Raw genomic sequence first — 19,192 nt, forward strand, 5'->3', positions numbered from 1 at the left:
TGTTGAACGAGTGCGGATTCCGCTCGATGTCGCCCAGGATTCCGAGATGATCTCGCCCACCATTCCGATTTGAAGTCGCCCACCCATTCCGAGATGATGTCGCCCACCATTCCGGGATGATGTCGCCCGGGTGACGAGGCCTCTTCTGGCTCCCATAGGGTCAACCCTTTCAGCTTTGCGAAGGGGGACCCTGGATGCCGACGGAGAGGCTTGCGATGCGCCGTGTGCGCGATGTGATCAGGATGAAGGCGGCCGGGCTGCCGAGCCGCGAGATTGCGCGACGGGTAGGAGCTGCGCCCTCGACGGTACGGCTGACGATCCGGCGGTTCGAGGCTACGGGCCTGACCTGGCCGTTGCCCGACGAGCTCACGGACGCGGCCCTGGAAGCCCGCCTGTTCGCCAAGACCGGCAATGGCAACCGGCAGGGTCACCGCCGCATCGCCGAGCCCGACTGGGCGTCCGTGCACCGCGAGCTCAAGCGCAAGCACGTGACGCTGTCGATCCTGTGGGAGGAGTACATCGCCGCCGAGCCCGGTGGATACCGGTACTCGCGCTTCTGTGAGCTCTACCGCACCTGGGAGGGCCGCCTGTCGGTGACGATGCGCCAGGCCCACGCGGCCGGCGACAAGCTGTTCGTCGACTATGCCGGCGACGGCGTGCCGGTGGTGGTTGACCGCCTGACCGGTGAGCGCAGAACGGCGCAGGTCTTCGTCGCCGTGCTCGGTGCATCGAGCTTCACCTACGCGCAGGCGACGTGGACGCAGGGGCTCGCCGACTGGATCAGCGCCCATGTTGGCGCCTTCGCGGCGATCGGCGGCGTCCCGGCGCTGCTGGTGCCGGACAACACCAAGGTCGCGGTCATCAAGGCGAGCCTGTACGACCCGCAGATCAATCGTACCTATGCGGAGATGGCGGCTCATTACGGCACCGCCATCTTGCCGGCGCGGCCGCGCAAGCCGCGCGACAAGGCCAAGGTCGAGCAGGCGGTCCTCATCGTCGAGCGCTGGCTGCTCGGCCGCCTGCGTCATCGCACCTTCTACAGCCTCGCCGAGGTCAATGCGGCGATTGGCGAACTGCTCATCAGGCTGAACGAGGAACGGCCGATCCGGCGGCTCGGCGTGACACGCCGCCGGTTGCTCGAGGAGGTCGACCGGCCGGCGCTCAAGCCAATGCCGGTGTCCCCCTATGTGCTCGCCGAGTGGCGGATCCGCCGGGTCAGCCTCGATTACCACGTCGAGGTGGAGAAGCATTACTATAGCGTCCCCCATCGCTTCGCCCGCGCCGAGGTCGAGGTGCGGTTCACGGCCCGCACCGTCGAGATCTTCCACAAGGGTGAGCGGATCGCCGCGCATCAGCGCATGAGCGGCAATCACAAGCACACCACCGTGCCGGAGCACATGGCCTCCAGCCATCGGCGCTACGCCGGCTGGACCATCGCACGCATCCGCCAAGATGCCGCCGCGATCGGGCCGGCGACCCGCGCCCTGTGCGACCTCATTCTCGACGAGCGCTCGCACCCCGAGCAAGGCTTCCGAGCCTGCCTCGGCATCCTCAGGCTCGCCGTCTCCTATGGGCGCGAACGGCTGGACGCCGCGGCTGCGCGGGCGATCGACATCGGCGCGCGCACCTATGGCTCGGTCAAGTCGATCCTCGCCAACAATCTCGATCGGCGTCCTGCTCACCAGCGTTCCGCGGACGACGCGCCGATCCTGCATGCCAACATCCGCGGACCGCGCTACTACAATTAGGAGACCATCCCTTGCTCACTCATCCGACCTTCGATCGCCTCAACGCCCTCGGCCTCCACGGCATGGCCAAGGCCTTCGCCGACATCGAAGCCACCGGCGAAGCCAACGGTCTTGGTCATGCCGAATGGCTTGCGCTGCTGCTCGAACGTGAAGCCTCGCTGCGCCACGACAAGCGGCTCGCCACCCGCTTGCGCTACGCCAAGCTGCGCCAGCAGGCGTGCGTGGAGGACGTGGACTACCGCACTCCGCGCGGTCTGGACCGCCCGCTGTTCGCCAGCCTCGTCGAGGGCCGCTGGATCGACGACCACGTCAATCTCCTGATCTGCGGCCCTGCCGGCGTCGGCAAGAGCTGGCTCGCCTCGGCGCTCGGCCACAAGGCCTGTCGCGACAATCGCTCCGTACTCTACCAGCGCGTCCCGCGTCTGTTCGACGAACTGGCGCTCGCCCGCGGTGACGGCCGACATCCACGCCTGTTGCGCGCCCTTGGCCGCGTCGATCTGCTGATCCTCGATGACTGGGGCCTAGCCCCGCTCGATGCCGGCGCCCGCCACGATCTTCTGGAGATTCTGGAGGATCGTTATGGCCGACGTTCCACCCTCGTCACGAGCCAACTCCCCGTGGACACATGGCACGTGCTGATTGGGGACCCGACTTACGCCGACGCCGTGCTCGATCGCCTCGTCCACAACGCCCACCGTCTCGACCTCACCGGCGAGAGCCTTCGCCGAACACCCTCATCCGCTCGAAAGACCTGAGCCCGTGGCACTGTGGACATGCCGCTGCGCTTGGACAACGCAATCGCGTTGCCCACATGCCCACAGCAAAAGCAGACGAAGAAAACAGGTTCAAAGTTGCGATTCCAGATTGACCACGCAGCTTGACCGATGTCAGAAAACCAAGCGGCCAGAACGCCTCGCCACTGGGCGAGATCAAATCGGAAAGGTGGGCGACATCGTCTCGGAATCGGTGGGCGACTTCATATCGGTACACCCGGGCGACTTCGTCGGAATCTGCAAACGAGACGCTGTTCACTTTTCTGCCCCAGGCCCGGGTCGAACTCGGACATTGGCGGGCCGACTACAACGAGACGGACCCCACTCGCAACTCGGATGGAAAACACCATCGGAGTTCGCCTTCACCTGCTACCCGCGACGGGATCTAGCGCTGCGCTATGCCGATGGCTCCGCACCAGCACCCGTCGCTACCACCGCGCATTCGGGTAAATCCACCAGCCAGAGCCAGCTCAGGACTGGATAAAACTTGATGTGGTGGAACGGCCCGCTCCAACAGCATCAAAGTGCTAGAATGTGGTCGTTGTTCGAACGCCACAAAGGAGGGACCGTTCCGTGAAACAGGTTATTACCATCGGGCTCGATCTGGCCAAGCACGTCGTGTCACCGGAAAATGCTTATTTTCCTGTACAGTGGTAGGGCGCTTCTATGCGAAGGACAGCAGAAAATCATCAGCGTCCAAAAGCAACGGAACGTCGGCCTCCGCCTTGCGCAGTTTTGTGCGTTTCGTACATAACTTCTTCTTCTCATGCAGCGTCGGTTGAACTACATGTGCTGCGAAGATGGCTCGTCCAGCTTTGATCTTTCGAGATCCGCCGACCTGTCGGCGGTACCTTGCGGTGGTCTCGCTACCGCTGCCCACATGGGCGTTTCCTCCCTTGACTTGGCTGCCGGTCTCAGACCGGCGGCCCTTTATTAATCTGAGGCCCAAGTTCTCAGTCGTGCTGCGATTGGTGGAGAAGGCAGCCGGTGTGCACCGGCAATCCTCGACGAGGTCTATGTGTGCTACTCGCCGCAACAAGGCCTGTAGCCAGTCGTGGAGGAATTATCGCACTTTTTCGCGAGAGATTCTCCACACGTCATCAGCTTAAAATCTGTTGTGTGATATCAGTAGCTCTGAAATAGAATACTCGTGCAAATTGTGCGACGGGGAGCCGCTTTGAGCATCAGCATACATAATCCTGACCAATACATGGCCGCGTTGCGGACTATTGTCGCGCAGGGAAGAAAACGCATCGGCCTGTTAGTCGGTGCGGGCGCAGGGGCGGGCACCGCTAAGGATGACGGCAGCTATCCTCTCATTCCTGCCGTCGAAGGGCTCACGAAGCTCGTTCTTGATACGCTGACGCCCAAATATTGCAGCCAAATTAGCTCACTCAAGGCTGAGTTGGACAAGCGTGACATTGAAACGATTCTGTCGCGAATCCGCTCTCTTAGCAAAGTCATCGGAAAGTCAAAGATACATGGCCTCGATGGTGACGGCTTCAAAGCCTTTGGAGAGGACATCTGCGCCGAGATCGGAAAGATCGTGAATGTCAGGCTTCCGACCAAGGGCAGCGCTTACAGCGACCTCGTCAACTGGATCACGGGGATCTCTCGTGATCATCCTGTTGAGATATTCACCACGAACTACGATCTGCTTTTCGAGGAGGCCTTTGAGGCTGTTCGTGCCCCTTATTTCGACGGGTTTACGGGTGGACGAGAGCCGTTTTTCGATCCCGTATCTGTCGCCGGGAATGACCTTCCGCCGCGGTGGACAAGACTTTGGAAGCTGCATGGTTCTCTCGGCTGGAAGGCGAGCGGCAAGGACGAAGTGATCCGAACCGGCAGTAACGCGGCGACCCATTTGGTCTTTCCGGAGCATCTCAAGTACGACCAGACTCAAAAAGCACCTTATGCAGCGTTGTTTGACCGTTTGCGCGCTTTCTTGGCGACCCCCGACACTCTCCTCATTTCAATTGGGTTTTCCTACGCGGATGCGCATGTATCAGCTCGTATAGATGAAGGTCTGGCGGCCAATCCATCGGCAAGCGTCTTCGCCTTTCAGTATAAGTCCCTTGCCGATGAGGTTGCCGCCTGCGACCTGGCAAGGCGCCGTCCCAATCTGAGCGTCTATGCCCCCGACAAGGCGGTGGTAAACGGCATCGAGGGGCCTTGGCAGGTCTCGACCGAACTTCCCAGCAAAGACTGGGGACCGATTAGAGCAACCTATTGGTCGGCTCCGGCCTCAGGTGAGCCGGCTCGCTTTACGTTGGGCGCAATCGAGGCCTTCGGCCGGTTCTTCGCAGCATCACGTTCGATGCAAGCTCTCACTGCCACGCCAGCTTCAATCGCATCTGGCAGCGCTGCTGCTCCGGCAATAGCGAGCGGAGCGACTGCATGATTGCACCAACCCTACTAGGGCATGTTGGCGCGGTCTCGGGCGCGACCATCAGCGTCCGTCAGTTCGAGGGCGTGGCATCCGGCATAGCCATCATTGGTGGACGCAGCTATCGCGTTGGCCAAGTCGGTAGTTTCGTTCGGATCCCGCAAGGCTACCATGATCTCTACGGCATCATCGCAGAGGTCGGTGCGACCGCGACACCCGAGGCCGCGCAGAACCTGAACTCGCGCGGAGAACGATGGACGACGATCCAGCTCGTGGGAGAGATTGTCGATACAGCTTTCGAACGCGGTATCAGCCAGTACCCGGCGATCAACGATGAGGTGCATCTTGTCACCGAGGACGATCTCGCGAAGATCTATGGTACGGCCGAAATGGGCCAAGTCATCATCGGTAGGCTCGCAGGAGCTGAGAGCATCCCAGTTCGCATCGACTTAGATCGTCTGGTGACCCGACACAGCGCCGTGCTTGGGTCGACCGGCTCCGGAAAATCGACAACAATCGCGAGTCTTCTGCGTGCCATCGTCAATTCGCCGAGCGGCAAGAGCGGCTTTCCAAGCACGCGCATTCTGCTCCTCGATATTCATGGGGAGTATGCGACTGCGCTGAAAAACATCGCGCAGGTCTTTCGTGTCTCCCCGTCTGACGACGAAAAACCGTTGCTCATTCCGTACTGGGCCACAGACACGACTGAATTGCTGGCTTTTATGATGGGAAAGCTCAGTGACCCTGCCTTTACCGCCATTACAGACAAGATCTTTGCAAAGAAACTGCAACTGGCCAAGGATGGAAAGTTTGACGGCATCGACGTCAACTCGCTTACGTTCGACACGCCGGTTCCGTTCAGTTTGAAGCAGCTGTGGTTTGATCTGATAGATCCGGAAATAAAGACGTGGAAGGAGAACACGCAAGTCAATTCTGCAATTCAGAAGGCTGGTGACGCAGAGAAGCTGACCGCTCCGATCTATCCCTTGCCGGGTCCAGGTAATACGACGCCCTTCGCCAACAAAACAGGTGTCCTCTCAATTCGGCGGCAGCTCGATCAAATGAAATCGAGATTGCTCGATCGTCAGTACGACTTCATGCTTCATCCCGGAGACTGGGAGCCAGCTCTTAGCGACGAGGCAAAGAAGGACCTGCCGGAGTTACTGGAAAGCTGGCTTGGAGCGGAGAAGCCTATCAGCATTCTTGACCTCTCGGGCATACCAAGCGGTGTCCTCCATCATCTTGCGGGCGGCATTCTCAACATTCTGTATGAAGCGCTGTTTTGGGGACGAGAAACGCCTGAAGGCGGCCGTCAGCGACCTTTACTCGTCGTCATGGAGGAGGCGCACCGATATCTGGGCAAGGATGCTGATGGTCCCGCGAAGGCGATGGTTCAGCGTATCGTCAAGGAGGGACGCAAGTTTGGTGTCGGCGCCATGATTGTCAGTCAACGGCCGTCAGAAATCGACGATACCATCCTTTCCCAATGTGGGACCTTTATTGCGCTACGGCTCTCCAACACAGGCGATCGCAACAAAGTTCAATCCGCCCTGCCTGATAGCCTCAGCGGCCTTATGGATAGCCTCCCAGTTCTGCGCACCGGTGAAGGCATCATTGCCGGAGAGGCGGCGAAGCTACCAATTCGTTGCCGCATAACATTGCCGCCTGAAGATGCGAGGCCAAGCAGCGAAGATCCGCGAGTTGCGCAGGCCTGGGCCAAGCCGAGAGTAAAAGAAGACTACGTGAATCTCAGCGGTCCCTGGCGCGCGCAGAATCCAAAATGGAAGAATGGAAGAAAAGGAAAGTAGATAATGGAACGTCAACCTATAAATTCGACCAATCTGATTTCGGTGGGCTATGATGAAGATAGTTCGACCCTTGAGGTCGAGTTCAAGGGCGGCGTGTATCGCTACTACAATGTCCCAGCATTTGAATACGAGCGGCTGATGGCGGCGAATTCTCATGGCGTCTACTTTAATGCCAACATTAGGGATAACTATCCGTCCGAGCGCGCATGACTCTCGATGCCACGATAAACTGTCCCAACTGTCGTACTGAAATCAAGCTCACCGAATCGCTCGCCGCGCCTCTGATCGCAGCAACGAGACGTGAGTATGAGCAGAAAATTGCCGACAAGGACGCCGCGCTGTCTAAGCGCGAGACGGAACTTCGCGCCGAACAGGCAGCGGTCAAGCAGGCGCAGGAAAGCGTCGACAGCTTGGTTGCAGAAAAGCTGCAGATCCAGCGCCAAGCGATTGTGCAGGACGAAGCGCGCAAGGCCAAACTGGCTTTGACAATGGATATTGAAGCTCAGGCAAAGGAAATAGCAGAGCTCAAAGATGTGCTCGCCCAACGAGATACAAGGTTAGCCGAAGCGCAGGCCGCTCAGGTCGAGTTGTTGCGCAAGCAGCGCCAGCTTGACGACGCCAAGCGCGAACTAGAGCTCTCAGTCGAGAAGCGTGTTCAGGAAGCACTTGGCGCTATTCGCGAGCAAGCCAAAAAAGACGCCGAAGAGGGTCTTCGGTTGAAGGTGTCTGAGAAGGAAGAACAGATCCTGTCGATGCAGCGGCAGATTGAGGAGTTAAGGCGCAGAGCCGAGCAGGGGTCTCAACAGTTGCAGGGCGAGGTCCTCGAATTGCAGCTAGAGGCTCTCTTAGGAGGGCGATTTCCGCTTGATGTGCTCGAGCCCGTCGCTAAAGGCGAGTTCGGCGGTGACTTGTTACAGCGCGTAGTCGGCCCAATGGGGCAGGCCTGCGGCGCAATTTTATGGGAGACAAAACGGACCAAGAATTGGAGTGATTCCTGGCTGCCAAAGCTGCGCGGAGATCGGCGATCCGCGAAGGCGGAGCTGGCGCTACTCATATCCGAGGTCTTGCCGAAGGGAGTTGAGAGCTTCGAATTGATGGAGGGCATTTGGGTTGCGCATCCTCGGTTCGTGCTCCCCGTGGCCGCTGTACTACGTCAATCCTTGATCGAGCTCGCAGCGGCGCGATTGTCTCAGGATGGGCAGCAAACCAAAACGGAGCTCGTGTACCAGTATCTGACTGGCCCCCGGTTCCGCCATCGCGTCGAAGCCATCGTTGAGCGGTTCTCTGAAATGCAAGAGGACCTAAATCGCGAACGGAAGACGACCATGCGTCTTTGGGCTAAGCGTGAAGCGCAGATTCAAGGTGTCATCGACTCGACGGTCGGAATGTATGGCGACCTTCAAGGCATAGCAGGGCGCGCACTGCAGGAAATACCTGCTTTGGAGATGCCCTTGATCGAAAACAAAGACGACTGACACGTATTGCCGGCTATTTTTGCTCTCTCTTCCGCTTGCTGGTGTGGCGATTGGCTGTCAGCAGTAGTCAGGCGATCGCCCAGCTGACCTGGAAAACACGCTCGGAAGCCGGTTCGGGCTGAAATGCACCTGTAGTTTCGCACCGGATAATTTGGCGGAATAGGCAGTGCGCGCGCAGGATCGAAGCAGGGTCCAGGATGACCGCGCGCGCCGCGCGAATTGCCGAATAATCGGCTACTCGCGGTCAATGATGAGCCCCTTATCACCCTAAGCATGCGGGCGCATCATGTAGACTCAGGCTCGGTGAGAGGAGCATTGGAATTTCGATGGGCTCCCTTCCAGGCGGAGCCCAATTGTTGCGAGCGGCTCGTTGCATTGCGACAAAGGTCGCCCCCTTTCGTCCGATGCGAGCAAAGAGGCGTACCGTCCAGCTCTACCCATTCGATGTATTCGATTTTCGACAGACCAAACTGCTCGGCAGCAAAGCCGTCAGGATCGGTGCGGTACCGCTGTAGGTCGGCGTCGTCCAGCGAGATATTGTTTCCGCCGCCGCGACTTGATTTGCGGGACGATGTCGGCGCAATCCGAACAGATCTGCACCGATTGTGATCCTTTCATGATGAAGGCGTGCGAGAACCCGGGCAGAGTTTCGGCGCCGATGCTTTATGGCGATCGCATCCGTTTCCTCAATGGGTTCGACCAGCTCCCCTCGGATTTTTCGTCAATCTCTGCAACAAACATCAGCTCTTCGGCTGCTTCTTCAAGCCCGCGCGCCTCGCCGCCTTGCTTTGCGAAGACCCGGAAGATATGACGAAGGTTCGCGCTAATTTCAGTTTGCTTTCCGCGCATGATATTCGGCTTTGCGACGCGCTTCCTCCGCGGCGAAACGCGCATCCTCCTGGAGAAACCACCGGATGAGGTGGACAGCCGACGGAAAGAGTTCGTCCATGCCATTAAGGAGGATTGCGTGAGCCTGAATGATCCCTCTCAGATTCTCTATGTCGCAAATGTGCGTGTGCCAGGCGTCGGGATTTGACCGACATTTACTTAAACCTGGATGACTTGCGCTCGTGCATTCAAGCCGCGACGGCGCATCTATCGCATGAAGTGGATTGGGAAGAGGTCGCGCGCCGTGCACAGTCGAACCAAGCCATCGGATTAGCCTGGGATGCCTATTGGAAGCATCGATATCTCACGTCCCGACCCGCCCGCCCATTTTCCACTACCTGATTTTCGAATGAGCGCCCGTTTTTCTCGACTGCAAACGGGGCATGCCCAATCGTCACTAGCCTCACGCCAGCGCCGGGGCGAGACGACATCGCAATAGGCTGCATACTCGTTATTTCGGCTTTAACAGCCACGCCTTCGGTGTCGATGCCAACTCGAACGCAACCTGAAATTACACCTGATATCCCACTTCGCCTTGCCGATGCCGTGAAGATCGCATTTCCTTTGGGAGGAATGACGGTCGCGGGTTTGCGTCGTGAGCGCGATCGTAATCGACTGGTTATCGAGAAGATTGCCGGCAAGGAATTCACAACCCTGGCTCATATCGAACGGATGCGAGAGCTATGCCGCGAAGAAGCAAGGGAGCCCGACTTCAGCTCAAGGCTGCCCGCCGAAACAAGACCGAAAAGATCACTCAACCGGCAACCTGGATTATCAGAGACAACGGCCGGGATGTCAGCACAGGCTGCGCTGCAGATGAGATTGCGGCCGCGGAGGAAAAGCTAAGAGACGACGTAAGCTCTAAACACAGCCCGAAGCGACGAATTCGCCACATAGACGATATCGCTATCGCGGATGTCCTCTCGGGCGGCGATCCGCTTGCCGCTCTGGTCAGCCGCTACGATCACGTGATCGGCGTACAGGGTGCCGGTCGCGCAATGTTTTGTGCCATTGAGCTGTAATCCGCCTCCGTCCGACGTCACCGCCGTCTGGTAGCGAGCGACAGCGCCGACGCCCAACTCGGTTGTCGCGACCCCGATCAGCGCACCGTTCGTCGCGATGGCTCTAAGCCACCGCGCTTTGGTCGCGTCGCAAATTCGTGAGGCGCGGTACATGTTGGACCTGGAGGCCGAGGTTTCGGGACGAGGAGGTCGACGCCCTTCGAAGTCGCGCTAGCTTAGAGGCAGTACCCTCAGTAAACCTAGCCGTCGTCATCGTCCTCGGCTGGAGCTGCTTAAATACGCTAGAAAAGCTGGCCAAATGCAGGATTTGGGCGCGAATGTGCGCCTCGTTGCATTAATCGATTAAACGAAACGCCCCAATGCGAAGCCGAGACGACTTGCTCAGGTAAGAAAGGAGATTGTTCGTTCGTTGCGTACAATGTTGTCGGAGCAAGGGCGCCCAAAGCGCTGGCAGAGTCGGTGTGCCGGCGCAGCCCGAACAGGGGCAAATGGGAGATGCAATGTTCGAACGCGATGGTGACTTGATCTCTCAACTTCTGCTCTATGCTATCCTGTTGCTTGTTCTTGCGTCTCTGATGATTGCCGCATGGCAGACTGCAGGATGACCGAAACCAGATCGCCGCGAGTTGCTGAAGACTTTGACCGAGCGTGATCGTGGTTGGGAAATCGTTCGGGCGGCAACACTCTCTGCTGCCTAACAATCGTCCGCCGCCACTTAGATCCGATTCAGGTTCGTGCCCGAATGTCAGCCCCAAACAAGTTCGCGCTCTTCTTCGAGGGGCGCCAATCTCCATGCAACCGCCAACCAAAGCTGCGAAAGCTGGCATGGCCCCATGGGTGCGCCATTGCGCTAAACGTCCAGGCAGCCTCGTTCACACACCCTTTACGAGAGGTGCATTTAGAGGGGTGTCCAGCCGGGGACTGGCTCAACAAACTGTAGTGACGGGTACGCGAGACTAACTTGCTCGCTGTTCGCAGGAGGCCGTATCTGGGAACAGGAACCAAGGTTTGATGCTGATCCCTTTGCGAAGCGAATACATGTAAAAGATTGGAAGCCTTTGGGGAAAAAGCCCTCGAAATTCGCTTCCGTTGAAGGTGATGAAAATTGAGTCGGGAAATACACGTTCGACCGCACGTTTTTCGACCATGTTCATCCGGTAATATTCTATTGCGCCTTCTTCACAACTTCCATTCCCACGATACCATTTCATCGCGCTGGCAAGCAGCCGCTGGAAGGTCGGCTCCGGTACGATCTCGTCGATAAAAGGACTTGTGTTATCCGCTTCCGCGGCCTTTGTGAGGTCGCCCAACCAACAGCTCTCGAAACCGTGTTCGCGGGCGCCATCCGCAACCTCATTAAAATATTGGCGTATGTCCTGTGATGAATGTCCGTTCAATTCCGCGTGGGTATCGGTGAAAATCAATCTTAGTGCTGCCCCGGGCGCGTATGTTTTATTGATTCGGCGGGTGAAGGCAGCCAAATAGTTCAGGCATTCGAAGTCCGGCTTGTCGATGTTGGACCGCGGACCTTTACCCCAATAGAGCACAAACGGAACGGGATTTCTGAGCGCCATTGATTTGGAAATGCTCTGCAACATTCCAACAGCGTTATCAGGCTGCTCACGCTTAAAAGCCCAGGTATTAAAGGCTTGCAGGACCTTTTCTGGCGCGATCTCCTTGGCTCGAGGAGGGACAGGCACCGCAACTTCGATCGGTCCTTCAAATCCTCCGTCAACAGCTTTGTTGCCAAACGGTTTCGGACAAGCCGTTATTTCAGTGTTGGTTAATGGGTCTTCTTTCGAACCAACCGTATCGCAACCCGACATATGAACTCCGAAAGAAGATCTTTTTATCGCGGGGTTAATAATCGGTTATTTTTCTCAACGTCAACTCGGAAGAGCAGTGACCCATCTATTAAGGTTAACCATCCACGCACCGGCGGCCGATCAATGAAGTTAAGTCGCCCGAAATATCCGACGAGTAAGCCCGGCCGATAGGGGGCCTGTTCTCGGCATGAATTTACAAATCCTAGAGTTGCCAAAGCTGATTGCTGAGCGTCGGAGCTCGGCAATTTTCGGCTTGGTGATCATCACCATGGTGTGGGCAGGAGTTGCTGTAAAATACTTCGGCGATGTTCGAGGGGACGAAAGAGAGGCGCATCGGGACGCCCATAACTTTGCGCTGGTATTCGAAGAGAATGTTCTTCGATCAATCGGAGAAATTGATAAGGCGCTCTTATACCTGCGACGGAGCATTGAGACCCGGAAAAATTCGGTTAGTTTTAGCGCTATTGCCAACACGACCGACGTGCTGAGCGACATCATCGTCCAAGTCGCCATTATTGACGACAAGGGAATTATGCGCGCGTCGAACAGCGGTCCTCAACCCGCGCCTGCCCTTGATCTGAGCGATCGCGAGCACTTTAGATTTCATCTGAACAGCATCGCGGATCAGCTTTTTATCAGCAAGCCGGTGGTTGGCCGTGCCAGCGGAAAATGGTCCGTGCAATTCACGCGGCGCTTCGTGAATAGTGATCAGACGTTCGGCGGCGTCGTCGTGGCCTCGCTCAATCCGGACCATTTGACGAAATTCTACAACAATATCAATTTTGGATCGGCGGCGGCAATCGCCCTGATCGGAAGTGATGGCGTGGTTCGTTCGAGTGGCGGGAGCGCGGTCGGTTACGCACTTGGAGACGATCTTAGCGGAACACAACTGCTCGACCAAATGCGAGCCGGGGTCGAAACTACATTTGAAAACGTTGATCCCGCCAACAACGAAACGCGTTTCATTACTGTCCGCAAGGTCAAGGGATATCCATTGTGGGTCAGCGTTAGCTTGAGCAAAAGCCAGATCATGGAAAGCTCTCGGAACGCGCTCAAGTTGAATTCGTTGGTGGGCACTGTACTTACTTTGCTGGTTCTCATTGCTCTTGAGCAGCTTCTACGAATAGATGCGAAGGCAAGGCAAAAGGCGAATCAGCTTGACCTTACGCTCGAGTATATGAACCAGGGAATTATGCTGGTTACCTATGACCAGCAGATTCCGATTATTAATCGTCGCTGCGGCGAGTTGCTCGATTTGCCCGTGGAGTTCATACAGAACCCGCCAAGAGTCGATCAGCTCGCCGAATACGAGACACCGACGGGCAGATTGAACGCGGCGTCTGTTCGGATCTTGGCAGATCTTGTCGCAGGAGAACTCGGCGTTAGCGAACGAACGATGCCGGATGGATCAATCATCGAGATTCGTAGGGAAAGTCTCCCCGATGGTGGATTCGTTCAAACCTTCACTGACGTCACAAAAAGATCGCGCGCTGAAGCAGATGCAGTCCGCCTTAGTTCCGAGGATTCACTCACCGGTCTCCCAAACCGGCGGATGTTCCGCTCCATGCTCGACCAGATGAGCCGCCGGCAGCCATCGGCAGTAGACAACGGACAGCCAGCGGCGGAATTCGCCTTCCTGTTTCTTGATCTTGATCGTTTTAAAGCTATCAACGATACGCTTGGCCATCAGATCGGTGACTTGCTTCTGCAGGAGATGACCCGGCGCTTAAAGAGTACGCTCGCTGCAAATGAAGTGCTGGCACGCCTCGGCGGCGATGAATTCGCAGTTGTTGTGCCGACGGTTGAATCTCGACCAGCGCTCGAGGCCCTGGCGAATAGCATGATCGAGGCAGCACAGAAGCCCTTTGAGATTGGCGGCCACCGAATCCGTTCTGGAATCAGTATCGGTATCGCCATTGGACCGTGCGATGGAGCAAATTGCGACGACCTTCTGATTGCCGCCGATCTGGCACTATACGCAGTCAAAGCCCAAGGTCGGGGCAGCTATAGATTCTATCATGCTGCAATGAACAGGGAGCTTCGGGAACGAAGGCGACTTGAGATGGATCTGCGCGAGGCGATCGAGCAAAATGAGATGGAATTATATTATCAGCCCATCCTCAATATGCGGAGCAACACCATAACCGGATTCGAAGCCCTGGCGCGATGGCGCCATCCGGTCAATGGCATGGTACCGCCGGCAACATTCATCGCGGTAGCGGAGGATACTGGACTCATCCAACCTCTTGGCGAATGGGCGCTGAGAGAGGCGTGCCGCTGCGCCGCGCACTGGCCGAACGACCTTACGATAGCGGTCAATCTTTCTCCGATTCAGTTTGCAGCTTCCAATCTCTCCGAGGTCGTGAGACACGCGCTGGCGGAAACCGGACTTCAGCCGCATCGCCTTGAGCTTGAAATTACCGAGGGAGTATTCATGACCAATAATGAATCCACCCTATCTACCCTGCGTCAGTTGAAGCAACTCGGCGTCCGTATTTCGCTGGACGATTTCGGTACCGGGTATTCCTCTCTCAGTTATCTGCGCAGCTTCCCATTCGACAAAATCAAGATAGATAGGTCGTTTGTTTCTGACCTTGCCGAAGGCACCGAGCACGTTGTGATTGTGCAAGCCGTGGTGAGTATTGCTCGCGCTCTGGGAATGACGACGTTGGCAGAAGGCATCGAAACCGTCGGACAGTACGAATTTCTCGCGGCGCTCGATTGCGACGAAGGGCAAGGCTATCTGTTCAGTCCGCCTGTTCCAATAGCGAAAGTTCCTGAAATGATTGCCAAATGGTCGCCCGGGCGCAAATTTGTCGCCTAGAGTTTGGGACCAACTTAGCCAGCGACTTTCTGAAGACCGTATTCTCCAGTTTGTTCACCGGAGATCGGCTTCTTGGTTGGTCGCCGAGACTCGTGCACGAGCAGGAATAGGCCCGACGCAACAACAATGCCGGACCCGATCAGGAGCCAAAGCGTCGGTACGTCGCCCCAAACGAAAAATCCGATTGCAAGTGCCCAGACGAGCGTCAGGTAATAGAACGGCGAGACGGCGGCGGCGGGGGCTAGGTGGAGCGCTTGCGTCCAAAAGTATTGTGCCGCGGCGTTTGTAAGACCGCTCAAGATCAACATGATTGCGTCAACCGGCGCCGGCATCCGGAATCCAAACAGCAGTAAGAGGGAGTGAAAGAAGGTTACCGTAAGCATCTGCCACATCAACAGCGTTTTTGCAGACTCAGTTGCGGTCATTCCGCGAACGGCAACCGTGACGCTGCCATACATAACCGCGTTTGCCAGCGCAAATAATGCGCCAATCTGCAACGAATCTGCACCTGGATTTACCACAACGAGGACCCCGAGGAATCCAGTTACCAGCGCGCTCCAACGCGCGATTCCGGCACGCTCCTTAAGCCAGATAAACGACAGCAAGGCCGCCCACAAGGATGCAGAAAAATTGATTGCGATTGCTCCTGCAAGCGGCATCAGACTAACGGCGATGACAGTGAACGTCTGCGAGATCGACTGCGACAGCCCGCGCGCAAGGTGGGCGCGGGGCCGCCGAGTCTTAAAGACTGACATGCCCGTTGCCGGGAGGATCAATGCGGCGCAGAGAACAAAGGCAGAAACGGAGCGAAAGAACATAACTTCGCCAACTGGATAGAGAGCGGCTTGCCATTTCGATAGTGCGCTCGATAGTGCGAACATCACGCTCGCGGCGATCATGCAGTATATTCCGCGAACAACGTCATCCTTCCGTAAGCCGGGAATGGCAATTGGGTTCTGCGGATGGCGGGTGCTGTCAGTAAGATCGCTCATCATGCGTTCCATGAATTGGAAAGATAGCGTCAGCATTTGCCGCGCGACTATTGCTCGCGAGCCACTAGCAAAAGTTGGTCTCGCTTAGCTTTAAGTCTTAAGGAAGTGTAAGGGGTAACAGAAACAATTCTTGGTTAATTTTCGCGAAAATGGCGGCGTCCGATTGCCGAACAGCCGAGCCAAAACACCCCCTTGCCTGACCCCGCGCCCCAGGCAATTGCCGAGGAAATGTCTAAAAGTGTTCATTTTCTTCCAACTAAACCTGGAGCCATTCGGGATAGGTTGCCGACACTAAATCTGAATTGGGTGGGGAGCGGAAATCGTGAAAGTTGAGCTTAACGACGTGCGTTCTGGCAAGGGAGATAAAACTCTCGTCTCTTCACCCTTGATATGCTTGGACGGAACGTGGTGGGCAATTGATGTCAACGATCCAGATCTAGAAGCTCATTTGAGGCAGTCGGCTCGCGGCAGCGTTGTGCTGTCAGCTGTGCGTGAACGGAAGACCATCAATGGACCCGAACTGCCGCGCAAGGGGCGCCGACGTCGATCGGCTTAGACCGCGGTGGTCGAGGAGCAGAAGCTCGATGCGGTCGAGATCGTACAATAGGCGTTGATGGCGACCGTCGCCGCGCGCCAGGCGAGCTCGGCGAATAGTCGCGGTAGGCGCTTATAGAGCACGAAACGATTGTCGCGGCAGGGCTTATTTGCCGAACCTGAAGGTCAGCCAGACGTCGCCGGCCCTTCTGGCCTCTGGTTCAGATGGCCATTTTGACCGTCGCACGCATCGCGCTCCTAAATGCTAGGTCCTCGTTGAGCGGGCTCCGTTCATTTTCCGCGGAGCTTGTTGGGTCTCGTCGGAGATTTCGGCCAGCTGTGGATGTCGCTGCGGCTGTGGCGCTGGATCGACGTGGAACAGCGGAAGCTAAGGTCGAGATAGGTTTCTAAGATGGCAGAGTTCCTATCATCTTCATAATCACGGTCTGATGCGATGAGATTGCCTGTCCCGATCTCGTCCTCCAGGGGCGCAGCGATCTCGGTGCGCTGCGGCTCGGGCAGCGAGTCCACGTGCGGCTTAGTCTGCTCGACGAGGTTGAGAAGTCACGGAACGCCAGCGGTTGAAGCTGGTCGAAGACGTTGATACGGCTATTCGTACGCAAAGTGACGCGCAAATTATCATCGTGAAGTGGTTCGTTATTTGCGGAATGCCCTGCTGCTGCGGAACGGCGGCTTCGCGCCTCCGATGTACCTGCCGATAGACCTTCGACCTAGTTGATCGATATCAGCCTTACGCTTGACGCTGAACAACAAGACGATGTGACGAACTTGGTGCAGTTGGATGATATCGGAAGTTGGTCACATTCCTATCCTGGGATTATTCGGCTAGCAATGCCGGCGCCGCATCGGCGTCGCGCGGCATGATGGTCTGTCGGTTTGCCCAAGGCGTTTCAAGCGGCAGGCGTCGACCATTGCTTATTTTGGTCGAGCAGGGCGAAGATGCGGTCGGCTGATACCGGCCGACCGATGAGATATCCTTGGACTTCATCACAGCTGGTTTGGCGCAAACACTCTAGCTGCTCGGTGGTCTCGACGCCTTCCGCGACCACGCCAATGTGCAGATCCTGCGCTAGCGTGATTATTGATTTTACGATCGCCGCGCTATCCGGCCGTGTCAGCATGTCGCGTATAAAGGACTGATCGATTTTGATGCGGGTGTAAGGCAATTTTAACAAATAGGTCAGCGACGAAAATCCCGTTCCGAAATCGTCGAGCGCCACCGTCACCCCCAGTTGCAGGAGTGAACTCAGGATCGATGATGCCGGCCCGTACTTTGAGATCAGCATCGACTCCGTTATTTCGATTTCAAGGCGGCTAGGGGCAACTCTGGCCTGTGTCAGGGCCTGCACGATTGTTTGCAGGATGCTGGTGTTATGGAATTGAGCTGCAGAGAAATTCACGGCGACCCTGAGATCAGAGGGCCAGTTCGACAGCGTTGAGCAGGCGCGTCGGACCACCCACTCACCGATCGGGTGGATCAAGCCGGTTTCCTCGGCAATTGGAATGAACTCAGCCGGCGAAATGACTCCCCGGACAGGGTGTTGCCAGCGCAGCAAGGCCTCAAAGCCGGTTACTCGGTTTTCGCGAATATCAAAGAACGGTTGGTAGACGAGAAAAAGCTGGTCTTTCCCGATCGCCTCCTCCAGATCCCGTTGCAGCGCCCTGCGATCGCGCGCTGATTTGTCGTCGCTGACCTCAAAGAAGCGAACCGTTCCGGGCCCCGCTTTTTTGGCGCGATAGAGCGCAAGGTCGACATTTTTCAGGAGCTCATGAGACGTATTGCCGTCGCGCGGGGCCAACACGATCCCGACGCTCGTCGCGCCCGCGATCTCGCATCTTTCGATCAGGAATGGTTCGCCGAAAGCGCCGACGAAGCGCTCGGCGATTTCCAACGCGTCTTGGACTTTGTCCAGATTGGTCACGATCAGCGCAAACTCGTCCCCGCCGATCCGCGCGACAGTATCGGTCTCACGCGCGCATCTTTGCAGTCTCGCCGCGGCCTGAACGAGGAACTCATCTCCTGCGGGATGGCCGAATTTGTCGTTCACTTCCTTAAAGCGATCGAGATCAAGCAGAAAAACCGCGAATTCCTCTCCCGAGCGAGCCAACCGGTTGAGGGCGGCTTCGAGGCTTTCGTTGAAGGCGAAACGGTTCGGCAAGTGGGTAAGGGGATCCCGCCGGACCCTCCGTTCGGCTTCCAATTGAGCAATGGTGCGTTTCGTGAATTCGAAAGAATGGGCGAAAACGCCGCGCAGAAGCACGAAGCCATAGGCCACAACGAGAATAGCGACGAGCAGATAGACGAAATCGCCATTTCTGCCGAGGCAGATTGCCGTACCCACAAAAATCGGAGCCGTGAATGCAACCGCCGCCACCGGAATCGTAGCGAAGACGAACGCTCCGCCGGCGAGCATCCCGGAGCAAAGACATGTGATCACGAGTTGGCCGCCATTCGAGGCGTCGGCGAAGAAAGCTACCGGAACGACCGCCCAGGCCGTTCCAAGAACGAGCGCATTGCGCACCAGCCGATGCATGGCCTGTCGGGAGACGAACTGCGGCTTCGTAATCCGTCGTGATAAACGCGCCTTCAGGCCTATCGATAACGCGCCGCAAACCACGGCAGCTGCCCAGATCAGGGCATAGTTTCTGTTGGGAGAGTGCCAGAGGGAAATTGCAAGCACCGTCGCATTGCAGGCGTTGGCAAGCATTATGCCTAGGGAATAGCCGAGCACGAGGGAGATCTGCTCCGCGCGAATGTACCCTGCGACCGCTTCATCTGTCGCAGGGCCGCCGAAAGCCGCCAGATCCCCCGCGAATAGCTTCGAGACATACGAGCTCAGATATGTCCTCATCTCGGACCCCCGCAGGACTGGCTCTAACGTTGCTGGCCAGTGC

General features: G+C 57.1%; 14 protein-coding genes. 7 read left to right on the plus strand and 7 right to left on the minus strand.

All coding sequences use genetic code 11. From position 1 onward, the window contains the following. Window positions 1–215: 215 nt before the first annotated feature. The 6 genes from istA (at window position 216) to ACNJX8_RS11280 (ending at window position 8,190) form a co-directional block, all read left to right on the plus strand. Window positions 216–1,748 (plus strand): IS21 family transposase, encoded by a 1,533-nt coding sequence (istA, locus tag ACNJX8_RS11255; RefSeq protein ID WP_439361884.1) that lies wholly within the window; start codon window positions 216–218, stop codon window positions 1,746–1,748. 11 nt (window positions 1,749–1,759) lie between these two features. After that, the gene (gene istB / locus ACNJX8_RS11260; RefSeq protein ID WP_439360660.1) at window positions 1,760–2,503 is read left to right on the plus strand and encodes an IS21-like element helper ATPase IstB; all 744 of its coding nucleotides are present in this window, start codon (window positions 1,760–1,762) and stop codon (window positions 2,501–2,503) included. Window positions 2,504–3,698: 1,195 nt separating this feature from the next. Then, a complete protein-coding gene (locus ACNJX8_RS11265) occupies window positions 3,699–4,922 on the plus strand; it encodes an SIR2 family protein (RefSeq protein WP_439360661.1) in 1,224 nt (407 codons plus the stop codon). Then, complete coding sequence (locus ACNJX8_RS11270; protein WP_439360662.1) at window positions 4,919–6,715, plus strand: ATP-binding protein; 1,797 nt, start codon at window positions 4,919–4,921, stop codon at window positions 6,713–6,715. The genes ACNJX8_RS11265 and ACNJX8_RS11270 overlap by 4 nt, the downstream gene beginning before the upstream one ends. A gap of 3 nt (window positions 6,716–6,718) precedes the next feature. Beyond that, window positions 6,719–6,925 (plus strand): KTSC domain-containing protein, encoded by a 207-nt coding sequence (locus tag ACNJX8_RS11275; protein WP_439360663.1) that lies wholly within the window; start codon window positions 6,719–6,721, stop codon window positions 6,923–6,925. Further along, window positions 6,922–8,190 (plus strand): DUF2130 domain-containing protein, encoded by a 1,269-nt coding sequence (locus ACNJX8_RS11280; protein ID WP_439360664.1) that lies wholly within the window; start codon window positions 6,922–6,924, stop codon window positions 8,188–8,190. Before ACNJX8_RS11275 ends, ACNJX8_RS11280 begins: the two co-directional genes overlap by 4 nt. 663 nt (window positions 8,191–8,853) lie before the next feature. On the opposite strand, the gene ACNJX8_RS11285 is transcribed toward ACNJX8_RS11280, so the two are convergent. The 3 genes from ACNJX8_RS11285 to ACNJX8_RS11295 form a co-directional block, all read right to left on the minus strand. Continuing rightward, on the minus strand, window positions 8,854–9,084 hold the full coding sequence (locus tag ACNJX8_RS11285) for a hypothetical protein (protein ID WP_439410331.1): 231 nt from the start codon (window positions 9,082–9,084) through the stop codon (window positions 8,854–8,856). A gap of 836 nt (window positions 9,085–9,920) precedes the next feature. Next, window positions 9,921–10,253 (minus strand): hypothetical protein, encoded by a 333-nt coding sequence (locus ACNJX8_RS11290; protein ID WP_439360666.1) that lies wholly within the window; start codon window positions 10,251–10,253, stop codon window positions 9,921–9,923. Between the two features lie 803 nt (window positions 10,254–11,056). Then, complete coding sequence (locus ACNJX8_RS11295) at window positions 11,057–11,926, minus strand: hypothetical protein (RefSeq protein ID WP_439360667.1); 870 nt, start codon at window positions 11,924–11,926, stop codon at window positions 11,057–11,059. A gap of 187 nt (window positions 11,927–12,113) precedes the next feature. Here ACNJX8_RS11295 and ACNJX8_RS11300 point away from each other — a divergent pair, with 187 nt between their 5' ends. Further along, window positions 12,114–14,750 carry a bifunctional diguanylate cyclase/phosphodiesterase gene (locus tag ACNJX8_RS11300; protein ID WP_439360668.1) on the plus strand — a complete coding sequence of 879 codons (2,637 nt, stop codon included), beginning with the start codon at window positions 12,114–12,116 and terminating at the stop codon, window positions 14,748–14,750. 14 nt (window positions 14,751–14,764) lie between these two features. Here ACNJX8_RS11300 and ACNJX8_RS11305 read toward each other — a convergent pair whose 3' ends face one another. The 4 genes from ACNJX8_RS11305 to ACNJX8_RS11320 form a co-directional block, all read right to left on the minus strand. Next, entirely contained in the window at window positions 14,765–15,778 is a 1,014-nt protein-coding gene (locus ACNJX8_RS11305) for a DMT family transporter (protein ID WP_439360669.1), read from the minus strand. A 516-nt stretch (window positions 15,779–16,294) separates the two neighbouring features. After that, on the minus strand, window positions 16,295–16,420 hold the full coding sequence (locus ACNJX8_RS11310; RefSeq protein ID WP_439360670.1) for a hypothetical protein: 126 nt from the start codon (window positions 16,418–16,420) through the stop codon (window positions 16,295–16,297). 147 nt (window positions 16,421–16,567) lie between these two features. Next, complete coding sequence (locus ACNJX8_RS11315; RefSeq protein ID WP_439360671.1) at window positions 16,568–16,807, minus strand: hypothetical protein; 240 nt, start codon at window positions 16,805–16,807, stop codon at window positions 16,568–16,570. Window positions 16,808–17,187: 380 nt separating this feature from the next. Then, the gene (locus ACNJX8_RS11320) at window positions 17,188–19,149 is read right to left on the minus strand and encodes a putative bifunctional diguanylate cyclase/phosphodiesterase (protein ID WP_439361885.1); all 1,962 of its coding nucleotides are present in this window, start codon (window positions 19,147–19,149) and stop codon (window positions 17,188–17,190) included. Between the last annotated feature and the right edge of the window lie 43 nt (window positions 19,150–19,192).

Origin of the sequence: Bradyrhizobium sp. SPXBL-04, assembly GCF_051853035.1 — a bacterium.
GTDB classification, from domain to species: Bacteria; Pseudomonadota; Alphaproteobacteria; order Rhizobiales; family Xanthobacteraceae; genus Bradyrhizobium; species Bradyrhizobium zhanjiangense.